Source organism: Mycobacterium sp., assembly GCF_049585075.1.
Taxonomy (GTDB): Bacteria; Actinomycetota; Actinomycetes; order Mycobacteriales; family Mycobacteriaceae; genus Mycobacterium.
This window is the reverse complement of sequence record NZ_JBAUZA010000006.1, coordinates 1-3,682: the sequence shown is the minus strand read 5'-3', so window position 1 is coordinate 3,682 and position 3,682 is coordinate 1. Positions and strand designations below refer to the sequence as shown.

Sequence of the window (3,682 nt, the reverse complement as noted above, 5' to 3'; positions counted from 1 at the left end):
CATGCCGGCGAGCCGCCGCAGCCGCAGCGCGTCGCCGCCGGCCCACGCCGGGTCGCTGTCGGCGAGATGGTGTGGATCGGCTAGCGCGTTCACCGGAAGCGGCCGGCGACTCGATAACGCCCGGGTAATCGCTTCCTCGACGGAAATCAGCCCGCCGGGGGGGTCGGGAACCAGATCACGAAGGCCCGAGCCGGAGGCCCGCATCGGATGATCCAGTGACTCCACCAGATCGGCAGCCAGCCCGTCGGGCACCGGCAGCGCGACCGCCGTGACCCATGACGCCATCGTGGTGTCCACCCCAGGCGCAGGCAGGCTGGCGTGCCACTTGCCGGAAACCCGCGCATAGGTTTTCAGCAGCGCATGGTAGGACGTCCGGTCCGGGCCGGAAATGTCGTAGGCGCCCGCCGGCACTTGTGCGCTATCGGCGGCCGCGACCAGGTAATGCAGCACGTCCCGGATAGCAATCGGATCGATCGGGTTATCCATCCACGCCGGAATCGGGATAACCGGGAATCGGTCACCGACGTAGCGCAACATCTCGAACGACGTCGAGCCGGCGCCGAAAATCAATGCCGCGCCTAGCCACACCACTTCCGGGCCGCCGTCGACCGTCAGCGCCTGGGCCACCTCCGCCCGGCTGGTGAGATGCTCGGACAGGGCCCCGCCATCGGGGTGATCCGGGACGAACCCACCCAGATAGACGATGCGGCGCACACCAGCGTCCTTGGCCGCGTCCGCAAGGTTGGCAGCCGCGGCCCGGTCGACATCGCGGAAGCCGGGCTGACCGATCGCGTGGACCAGGTAGTAGACGACGTCGAGCGGCCCTGCCACGGCGAACGCTGCGCGGACCGAGTCGAGATCCGACGCGTCCAGCGCGACCGGGCTGACGTCGTCAATCCAGCCCATTCGGCCTAGTCGGGCCGGGTCGCGGGTAGCGGTCAGCACCTGATGGCCAGCGGCAAGTAGCGCTGTGACCAGCCGCGATCCCACGTAACCGGTCGCGCCTGTCACCAGAATTCGCACACCTTCCAACCTAGCGATCCCGCTGGACTCGGGCAGTCGATTCGGTTGTTGCCCGGCGATGGTGCAGGCGGCCACGGCGTGGCCGGAGAGCCGCCCGTTGACCTGCGCGTTGAACTCGCTGACAGCACGGCAACTCGTAACCCGTTATACCGGTGTTCAATTATCTTCGGTTCCAACGATGTTGAACCGATCAATCGAAATATCCGTGTCTATCTATGTGGACATCTCAGCCCTTAGTACGCATTCGGCGATGCCTGACATCGCAACGCCGTCCATTGCCGGTGTGGCGGTCGAATTCCCGCCGAACCGGCACAGCCAAGACGAGGTCATCTCGGCCCTATCCGACTTCGCCGGTCCCGAATTTCGACGGTTCGCTGCCACCAGCGGGGTTGCCACACGCCAACTTGCGCTGCCCCTGTCGCGGTATCGCGAACTCAGCGGCTTCACCGAGGCGAACGAAGCGTACCTTGACATCGCTCTCGAGCTGAGTGAGCGAGCGCTGCTGTCGGCGCTGGATGCCGCCAATGTCAAGCCTTCCGAAGTCGATATCGTATTTTCGACGACCGTCACCGGGCTCGCAGTGCCCTCGTTGGAGGCACGGCTGATTACCCGCGTGGGCCTACGCCCGGATGTCAAGCGTGTCCCGCTGTTCGGTCTGGGCTGCGTCGCCGGCGCGGCCGGCCTGGCACGGGTGTATGACTACCTTGTCGGTTACCCCGATCATGTGGCAGCGCTGCTGGCGGTCGAACTGTGCTCGTTGACCATTCAGCGTGAAGACCGTTCGCTCGCAAATCTGGTCGCCTCCAGCCTGTTTGGCGACGGGGCCGGCGCGGTCATCGCTACCGGAGCCGACCGGGCACGGATTGGGCCGAAGGTGCTGGCCACCCGTAGCCGGACCTACCCGGACACCGAGGACGTGTTGGGCTGGAACATCGGCACCACGGGGTTCGAGATCGTGTTGTCCGTCCAGATCGCGACCGTCGTCGAAAAATACATGGGCGAAGAGGTCGGCAAGTTCCTCGCCGAGAACGGCCTGACCATCGCGGACGTCTCGACGTGGATAGTTCACGCCGCCGGCCCGAAGGTGATCGACGCGGTGGAGAACGCCTTAGACCTTCCCCCTGATGCCCTCACCCTTACACGAAATTCCTTGCGCGACAATGGGAACCTGTCGTCAGTGTCGGTGCTAGATGTGCTTCGGCCCATCATGGCCGAACCGCCGCCGCCCGGGTCCTTCGGACTGATGATTGCCATGGGACCGGGCTTCAGCTCCGAACTCGTACTGCTCAGTTGGTAGGCAACGCGTCCCGGGAGAGCGGCGCCGATGACCCGCGCCGACGACGATGCAGTGGGGGCGCCCCCAGCCGCGAAGCGGCGAGGGGGACGCAGCGATGCTGAGGAGCGGCGCCGATGACTTATGACACCGACCTGCTGATCGCCGGCGGCGGCCCCGGCGGTCTGGCCGCGGCGTTACACGCTCGCCGGCAAGGACTTTCAGTGATCGTTGCCGAGCCCCGCGACCACCCCATCGACAAGGCGTGCGGCGAGGGGCTGATGCCGGGCGGCCTGACTGAACTGGCAGCGCTGGGCGTGGATCCCGCCGGCATGCCCCTCCGCGGTATCGCCTATCTGAGCGAGCGCCGCCGCGCCGAAGCGCTTTTCCCCGACAGGCCCGGACGTGGCGTGCGACGTACCACGCTGCACGCCGCCCTGGCGTCGCGCGCCAAAGAGCAAGACACCCAATGGATTTCGACTCGCATTACTACCGTAGACCAGGATGCCCACGGAGTGACCGCCGCCGGTATTCGCGCGAAATGGCTAATCGCAGCAGACGGACTGCATTCGACGGTCCGACGCGCCGTCGGCATCAACTCCGTGCCGGGGACACCTCGGCGGTACGGGGTGCGGTGGCACTATCGAGTGCCGGCCTGGTCGGAGTTCGTCGAGGTGCACTGGTCGCAGTGGGGCGAGGCGTATGTGACCCCGGTCGAGCCAGACCTGGTGGGCGTCGCAATCTTGTCTCGCCACCGGCCCGAACTTGATTGGTTCCCGCGGCTGGCAAACCATCTGCACGGCGCCAGCCGCGGGCGAGCACGAGGCTGCGGACCCATGCGACAGGTAGTGCCCCACCGTGTTGCCGGCCGGGTGCTGCTGGTGGGCGACGCGGCTGGATATGAGGACGCCTTGACCGGCGAGGGGGTAAGCCTGGCCGTCAAACAAGCCGACGCGGCGGTGAGCGCCATCGTCGACGACAAACCGTCGTCATATGAAGCAGCGTGGCATCGAATCACCCGCGACTACCGGCTGCTAACCCGCGGCCTCGTGCTGGCCACAGTGCCTTCGATGAATCGGCGTGCCATTGTGCCCGCCTGCACGGTGCTGCCCGGAGTTTTCAAAAAAGCGGTGCACGTGCTGGCCCGCTGAGTGGTCAACTGCATTGCGTTAATACCCGCTAATTAGACGTATGTTGAATTAATAACGGCATCCCGCCAGCTGGTTGGCAGCAGCGCGGTGAACAGCGGCGATCCTGCATCTATGATCAGAATCCACGCACCCCCAAACGGGCGATCCCGCCTCACGCGCGGCGGGCCACAGTCGGTCTGGCGGCCGCCTGACCCCCATCGGAGTGGCGGTGCGTAATCCAAGGTATTGTGGTTTA

3 protein-coding genes are annotated in these 3,682 nt (G+C 65.8%); 2 read left to right on the top strand and 1 reads right to left on the bottom strand.

The window, feature by feature from the left end:
- The coding region (locus WB785_RS00240; protein WP_424076696.1) for an NAD(P)H-binding protein at positions 1–1,023 on the bottom strand (1,023 nt) is incomplete at its 3' end.
- A gap of 250 nt (positions 1,024–1,273) precedes the next feature.
- On the opposite strand from WB785_RS00240, the gene WB785_RS00235 reads away from it, so the two are divergent.
- Both WB785_RS00235 and WB785_RS00230 read left to right on the top strand, forming a co-directional pair.
- Entirely contained in the window at positions 1,274–2,320 is a 1,047-nt protein-coding gene (locus WB785_RS00235; protein ID WP_424076695.1) for a type III polyketide synthase, read from the top strand.
- Positions 2,321–2,433: 113 nt separating this feature from the next.
- Positions 2,434–3,447, top strand: a complete 1,014-nt coding sequence (locus tag WB785_RS00230; RefSeq protein ID WP_424076694.1) for an NAD(P)/FAD-dependent oxidoreductase — start codon at positions 2,434–2,436, stop codon at positions 3,445–3,447.
- Positions 3,448–3,682: the final 235 nt, after the last annotated feature.

What these genes read in the sequence shown, in the direction of transcription:
- WB785_RS00230 (WP_424076694.1), top strand. Translation starts at nt 2,434, where the DNA reads ATGACTTATGACACCGACCTGCTGATCGCCGGCGGCGGCCCCGGCGGT.
- WB785_RS00235 (WP_424076695.1), top strand. Translation starts at nt 1,274, where the DNA reads ATGCCTGACATCGCAACGCCGTCCATTGCCGGTGTGGCGGTCGAATTC.